Below are 6,871 nucleotides of genomic sequence, written 5' to 3'. Positions count from 1 at the left end.
GGGCCGCAGCCGCAGCCGCGCGGGGCGGCGGACCTCGGCGCCGTCGCGGGCGGGGGCCTCGGCGGCGCTGAGGACGTGCAGCGCGTCCAGGACGACGGACTCCTCCGGCACCGGTCCGGCGCGGCGGCCGCGGACGGTGCTCACCGCCCCCTCGATCCGGCTGAGCCGGAACACCCGGGCGGCGTCGCGGTCCAGGTCGAGCCCGACCAGGTACCAGGTCCCCGAGCGCAGCACGAGGCGCCACGGCTCCACGGTGCGGCGGACGGGCTCGGCGCCGGGGCGGCGGTAGGAGAAGCGCACCACCCGGCCCAGGCGCAGCGCGTCGTGCAGCGGCTGGAAGGCGGGCTCCACGGTGCGGACCACCGGGTCGACGAGCCCGGCCAGGTCGCGCCCGGCGCCCGCGGCCAGCAGCGGGTCGTCGGCGGCACCGACGGCCTTGAGCTTGGTGAGGGCGCGGGCGGCGGGCACGGCCAGCGCGGCCTGCTGCCAGACGTGCGCGGCGAGCCCGAGCACGGCGACCTCGGCCGGGGTGAAGGTCACCGGGGGGAGCTCGTAGGCCCCCGCGTCGATGCGGTAGGCGTCCTCGGCGTCGACGAGCACGTCGCTGGCCAGGGTGACGATCGGGACCCCGATCTCGCGGAGGTCCTCCTTGTCGCGCTCGAACATCCGCTCGAAGGCGGCCTCGTTCGGGGACGCGGCGTACTGCGGCACCGCGCGGCGCAGGTCCTCCCGCCGCATCCCACGACGGGTGGCGCGCAGCGCGATGACGAGGTTGAGCAGGCGTTCCGTCCGCTGCGCCGACACCGCGACCCCTCCTCCCGCGCGCGGCCGACAGGCGGCCGCGCGCGAGAGGCTACTGCTACTCCGAGGGTGCCGGGGCCGGTGAGGACGGCTCGGCCGGGGCCTCGGGGGCGGCCTGGGTGTCGAGCACGTCGATGACGAACACGAGGTCGGCGTCCGCCGGGATGGTGGGGGGGCTGCCCTGCTCGCCGTAGCCGAGCTCGGCGGGCACCTGCAGCACCACGCGGCTGCCGACGGCGACGCCCTCCAGGCCCTGCTGCCAGCCCGCGATGAGGTTGCCGAGCGGGAACGTGGTCGCCGCACCGCGGGACCAGGACGAGTCGAACTCGACGCCGTCGGCGGCGAGGACACCGGTGTAGTGGATGGTCACCGTGTCGCCCGCGCCGACGACGTCGCCGTCGCCCTGGAGGACGGGGGTGACGACCAGGCCCTCTGGCGGCGTGATGCCCGCGACGTCCACGCCGGTCACGTCGCCGGCCTCGTCGGTGGAGACGACGGGGGTGCCCGCGGGCGGCTCGACCGGCTCGCCGTCGGCGCGCTCGGGGACGACCTCGAGCAGGTCGAGGACGAAGATGATGGTGTCGGCGGCGGGGTCGCCCGCGGCCGGCGAGGGCGCCGCGGAGGCACCGTCGGTGGGCTGCTCGGGGGCCACGGCGACGAGGACGCGCGAGCCGAGGGTCTCCCCCACGAGGGCGTCGACCAGGGCGGGCGTGGTCTGCCCCTCGACGAGCGGCAGGCTGATCGAGGTGGCGCCGAAGCTGGTGTCCAGCGTGGAGCCGTCGGCGCCGGAGACGACGGTGTAGTCGATCGTCACGGTGTCGCCGTCCTCGATCGCCTCGCCGTCGCCCTCGCTGAGGGTCGTGCTGTCGGACTCCTCGAGGGCGAAGGGGGTGTCGAAGGTGAGGGTCGGCTCCTCGCCGAAGTCCCCCTCGACCTCGATCGCGCCCAGGTCGCCGGCGGGCTCGGCGGCGTCGCCGCCCTCTCCCCCGGAGGCGTCGTCACCGCAGGCAGCGAGGACCAGGGCGGCGGCCGCGGCGGCGGCACCGGCGCGCGCGGCACGGCGCACGGTCGGACGGGCAGGACGGAGGGGGCGCAGCAGCCCCAGGTCAGACGTCATCGCCGCTGAGCCTACGGGCTGAGCCTGGGTGCAGCCTGTACGGGCGGGGCAGCCCTGCGTCACATCCCGGCGATGAGCCTCTCGACGCGCTCGTCGACGGAGCGGAACGGGTCCTTGCACAGCACGGTCCGCTGGGCCTGGTCGTTGAGCTTGAGGTGCACCCAGTCCACGGTGAAGTCGCGGTGCTTCTCCTGCGCCGCGCGGACGAAGTCGCCGCGCAGCTTGGCGCGCGTGGTCTGCGGCGGGACCACCGTGGCCTCGAAGACCTCCAGGTCGCGGCTCACCCGCTCGACCATCCCCCGCCGGGCGAGCAGGAAGTACAGCCCCCGGTTGCGGTTGATGTCGTGGTAGGCGAGGTCGAGCCGGGCGATGCGCGGGTCGTCGAGCTCGAGCGAGTGCTTCTCCATGTACCGCTGCAGCAGCCGGTACTTGATCACCCAGTCGATCTCCCGCTCCACGAGCGACAGGTCCTCGGTCTCCACCGCGCGCAGCGCCCGCTCCCAGAGGTCGAGGACCTGCTTGAACGTCCCCTGCGACGTGCCGACCGCGTCGGCCGTGCCGCCGGCCTCGACGAACGCCTTGGCGCGCTGCAGGTACTCGCCCTGGATGTCCAGCGCGGAGGCGGTGCGCCCGCTGGCCAGGCGCACGGTGCGCCGCCCGGTGAGGTCGTGGCTGATCTCGCGGATGGCGCGGATCGGGTTCTCCAGCGTCATGTCCCGCACGGGGTGCCCGGCCTCGACCATCCGCAGCACGAGGTCGGTCGCGCCGACCTTGAGCAGCGTGGTCGTCTCCGACATGGAGGAGTCGCCGACGATGACGTGCAGGCGGCGGAAGTGCTCGGCGTCGGCGTGCGGCTCGTCGCGGGTGTTGATGATCGGCCGGCTCCGGGTGGTGGCGCTGGAGACGCCCTCCCAGATGTGGTCGGCCCGCTGCGACAGCGAGTACAGCGCCCCGCGGGGCGTGTGGGTGACCTTGCCGGCGCCGGCGACGAGCTGCCTCGACACGAGGAACGGGATGAGCGTGTCCGACAGCCGGCTGAACTCGCCGTGGCGGCTCACCAGGTAGTTCTCGTGGCAGCCGTAGGAGTTGCCGGCGGAGTCGGTGTTGTTCTTGAACAGGTAGACCTCGCCGTTGACGCCCTCCTCGCGCAGCCGCGCCTCGGCGTCGGTGGCCAGGCCCTCGAGGATCCGCTCGCCGGCCCGGTCGTGGACGACGAGGGTGCGCACGTCGTCGCACTCGGCGGTGGCGTACTCCGGGTGCGAGCCGACGTCGAGGTACAGCCGGGAGCCGTTGCGGAGGAAGACGTTGCTGGACCTGCCCCACGACACGACCTTGCGGAACAGGTAGCGGGCCACCTCGTCCGGGCTGAGCCGCCGGGTCCCCTCGAACGCGCAGGTGACGCCGTACTCCGTCTCGAGCCCGAGGATGCGTCGGTCCATGGCCCAACGCTACGCGAACGCCCCCGGGCCGCCCGCGTGGGTCAGCCGCCCTGCAGCGCGTCCCGGACCTCGTCCACGGCGGGACGGCGGAACGAGCGCCGGGCACGGCCGCGGACGAGCGTGGCAACCTCGAGCGACTCCGCGGCGACCTCGCGGGTGGCCCCGTCCGGCAGCGGCGCGGCGCCCAGGGCGGCGACCGCGAGCCGCAGCGCGCCGGCCTCGTCCAGGTCGGCCGTCCAGTGCTCGCGCAGGTGGGTGCTGATCTGCTCCGCACCGGCGCCCATGGCGACCGAGCCGTGCTCCTCGACGACGGAGCCGTCGTAGGTGAGCCGGTACAGCTGGTCGTCGGCCTGGGCGGCCCCGACCTCGGCCACGACGAGCTCGACCTCGTACGGCTTGGACTGCTCGGTGAACACCGCGCCCAGGGTCTGGGCGTAGGCGTTGGCCAGGCCGCGCGCGGTGACGTCGGAGCGGTCGTAGGAGTAGCCGCGCAGGTCGGCGTAGCGCACTCCCGCCACCCGCAGGTTCTCGAACTCGTTGTACTTGCCGACGGCGGCGAAGGCGATGCGGTCGTAGATCTCGCTCACCTTGTGCAGCGCCCGCGACGGGTTCTCCCCCGCGAAGCTGATGCCCTCGGTGTGAGCGACGACCACGACGGCGCGCCCCCGGGCGACGCCCTTGCGCGCGAAGTCGGCCCGGTCCTTCATGAGCTGCTCGGGCGAGACGTAGAACGGCTGGCTCATGCGGGCGACCCTCCGACCATGGGGACGGCACCGGTCGGGCCGTCGTCGCGACGGTGGGCGAGCAGGTCGGTGACCAGCGCCTCCACCTCGCCGTCGGCCAGCTCGCGGTAGCCGTCGGCGTCGATGACCGCGACGACCGGCCAGATCCGGCGGACGACGTCGGGCCCGCCGGTGGCGGAGTCGTCGTCGGCGGCGTCGAACAGCGCCTCGACCGCGACGGCGGTGGCGTCGGCGGTGCCGATCCCCGGACGCCAGCGCTTCTTCATCGACCCGCGGGCGAAGTAGCTGCCCGAGCCGATGCTGTGGTGGTCGGACTCGGTGTAGCGCCCCCCGGTGGCGTCGAAGCTGAAGATGCGGCCGCGGCGGGTGGCGAGGTCCCAGCCGGCGAACAGCGGCACCGCCGCCAGCCCCTGCATGGCCATGCCGAGGTTGCCGCGCACCATCGCGGCCAGGCGGGTGGCCTTGCCCTCGAGGCTGAGCGTCGTGCCCTCGAGCTTCTCGAAGTGCTCGAGCTCCACCTGGAACAGCCGGATCATCTCCAGGCCGATGCCGGCCGCGCCGGCGATGCCGATGGCGGAGTGGGCGTCGGCCGGGTGGACCTTGACGATGTCCCGGCTGGCGATGACGTTGCCCGCGGTCGCCCGCCGGTCGCCGGCCATGACGACGCCGTCACCGCAGGCCAGCGCCACGATGGTGGTGGCGTGGGGTGCGTCGACGGGCGTGCCGGGGGTCACCGCGCGGGTGAGCGGGGCCAGCGCGTCGGGCGCGTGGCGGCCGAGGAACTCCACGAAGGACGAGGTGTCGGAGGCGAGGAACGCGGCGGGCAGCCGGGCCCCCTGGCCGGGGCCGGTGGTCACTGACCGCCCTTCTGGACGAAGCCGCGGACGAACTCCTCGGAGTTGGTCTCCAGGACGTCGTCGATCTCGTCCAGGAGGGAGTCGAGGTCGGACGCCGCCGGGGCCTCGCTCGTCGTGGTCGGGACCGCCACCTCCTCGGTCTCCTCCGGTGCGTCGCTGCGCCGCTGCGGGCGCTGCTGCTCCTGACCTGCCATCGCCGTCACCTCCGTCTGTCGTGCTGCGTGTGTGCCTCGCGGTGCCGTGCTGTCGCGGTCGGCCGCCCCCGGGAGGTGCTCCTCCAGCCTACGACCCGGGCCGGGTGAGGGCCTCGACGAGGGCGCTGGCCGTCGGGTTCGCGTCGAGCAGGGCGCCGACGTGCTCCCGGGTGCCCCGCAGCGGCTCCGGCGTCGGCACCCGCTGCAGCGCCCCGCGGCCGGGGACGTCGAAGATGACGGAGTCCCAGCTCGCCGCGGCCACGGCGCTGCCGTAGCGGGACAGGCACTGGCCGCGGAACCACGCACGGGTGTCCTCGGGCGGGGAGTCGACCGCGGCGCGGACCTCCTCGTCGCTGACGAGCCGGTCGACCTCGTCGCGGGCCACGAGGCGGTGGTAGAGCCCGCGGTCGGGGCGCACGTCGGACCACTGGACGTCGATGGCGGCCAGGCGCGGGGAGTCCCAGGACAGCCCGTCGCGGTCGCGGAAGGACTCCAGCAGGCGGAGCTTGGCGACCCACTCCACGTCCCGGGCGGCGGTCATCGGGTCCTTCGCCAGCCGGTCGAGCACGTCCCACCACCGGTCGAGGACGTCCCGGGTCTCGGTGGCGGTGACGACGTCGGTGTCGTCGCGGCGGGACTTGACGTGCTTCTCGGCCGCCTCGAGGTAGCGGTGCTGGACGTCGATGGCCGTCATCTCGCGCCCGTCGAGCGTGCGGACCAGCGTCCTCAGCGTCGGGTCGTGGCTGACGGCGTGCAGCGCGCGGACCGGGTGGGCCAGGGCGAGCCCGCCGGGCAGGCTGCGGGCCTCGATCATGTCGAGCACGAGCGCGGTGGTGCCGACCTTGAGGTACGTCGCGGTCTCGAGCAGGTTGGCGTCGCCGAGGATGACGTGCAGGCGGCGGTAGCGGTCCGCGCTGGCGTGCGGCTCGTCCCGGGTGTTGACGATCGGCCGCTTGAGCGTGGTCTCCAGGCCGACCTCGACCTCGATGTAGTCCGCCCGCTGCGACAGCTGGAACCCCGGCGTCGACCCGTCGGGGCCGATCGAGACCCGGCCGGCGCCGGTGAACACCTGGCGGGTGACGAAGAAGGGGATGAGGCCGGCGACGACGTCGGCGAACGGGGTGGCCCGGCTCAGCAGGTAGTTCTCGTGCGTGCCGTAGCTGGCGCCCTTGGAGTCGGTGTTGTTCTTGTAGAGCCGGACCTCGCCGAGGCCGGGCTGCGCCCCGACCCGCTCGGCGGCCTCGCGCATGACCAGCTCCCCCGCCTTGTCCCACACCACGGCCGCGCGGGGGCCCGTCACCTCCGGCGAGGAGTACTCCGGGTGGGCGTGGTCGACGTAGAGCCGGGCGCCGTTCGTGAGGACGACGTTGGCGGTCGACGGGTCCTCGAGGTCGGGCATGGCGCCGCCGGCAGCGGCCGGGACGTCCGTCAGCTGGCTGGGGTCGGCGCTGCCCCGGGACTGCTCGCCGCCGCGCGCGTCGCGCAGCGGGGCCTCGTCCTCGTAGTCCCAGCGGGCTCGGCCGACGCGGCCGCCGGGCCGGGTGGCGAAGGCGTTGACGACCTGGCTGGACAGCAGCATGGGGTTGCTGCCCGGGCGCCCGGGCGCGGTGATGCCGTACTCGGTCTCGATCCCCATCACCCGGCGCGTCGTCACGCCCGCAGGCTACGGGGGGCGCCGGACACAACCCGCGGCGCCGTGCTGGCCCGGTCCCCCGGGGCC

At 74.5% G+C, this 6,871-nt stretch carries 7 protein-coding genes; all 7 read right to left on the bottom strand.

The features are described from left to right. On the bottom strand, nucleotides 1–804 hold an 804-nt coding region (locus WCS02_RS03135; protein WP_340289614.1), incomplete at its 3' end, for a helix-turn-helix transcriptional regulator. 55 nt (nucleotides 805–859) lie between these two features. Then, nucleotides 860–1,918, bottom strand: a complete 1,059-nt coding sequence (locus WCS02_RS03130) for an FKBP-type peptidyl-prolyl cis-trans isomerase (RefSeq protein WP_340289611.1) — start codon at nucleotides 1,916–1,918, stop codon at nucleotides 860–862. A gap of 59 nt (nucleotides 1,919–1,977) precedes the next feature. After that, nucleotides 1,978–3,357: a Pup--protein ligase gene (gene pafA, locus WCS02_RS03125; RefSeq protein ID WP_340289608.1), complete on the bottom strand. Its 1,380-nt coding sequence runs from the start codon at nucleotides 3,355–3,357 to the stop codon at nucleotides 1,978–1,980. A gap of 41 nt (nucleotides 3,358–3,398) precedes the next feature. Further along, nucleotides 3,399–4,100, bottom strand: coding sequence for a proteasome subunit alpha (gene prcA, locus WCS02_RS03120; protein ID WP_340289605.1), 702 nt, complete (start codon nucleotides 4,098–4,100; stop codon nucleotides 3,399–3,401). After that, a complete protein-coding gene (gene prcB / locus WCS02_RS03115; protein ID WP_340289602.1) occupies nucleotides 4,097–4,957 on the bottom strand; it encodes a proteasome subunit beta in 861 nt (286 codons plus the stop codon). The genes prcA and prcB overlap by 4 nt, the downstream gene beginning before the upstream one ends. Then, nucleotides 4,954–5,151, bottom strand: coding sequence for a ubiquitin-like protein Pup (locus tag WCS02_RS03110; RefSeq protein WP_340289599.1), 198 nt, complete (start codon nucleotides 5,149–5,151; stop codon nucleotides 4,954–4,956). Before WCS02_RS03110 ends, prcB begins: the two co-directional genes overlap by 4 nt. An 88-nt stretch (nucleotides 5,152–5,239) precedes the next feature. Further along, on the bottom strand, nucleotides 5,240–6,805 hold the full coding sequence (gene dop, locus WCS02_RS03105; RefSeq protein ID WP_340289596.1) for a depupylase/deamidase Dop: 1,566 nt from the start codon (nucleotides 6,803–6,805) through the stop codon (nucleotides 5,240–5,242). Between the last annotated feature and the right edge of the window lie 66 nt (nucleotides 6,806–6,871).

This window comes from Aquipuribacter hungaricus, assembly GCF_037860755.1.
In the GTDB taxonomy this organism is placed as follows: Bacteria; Actinomycetota; Actinomycetes; order Actinomycetales; family JBBAYJ01; genus Aquipuribacter; species Aquipuribacter hungaricus.
The sequence above is the reverse complement of the archived record's forward strand: the minus strand, read 5'-3'. Positions and strand labels throughout refer to the sequence as shown.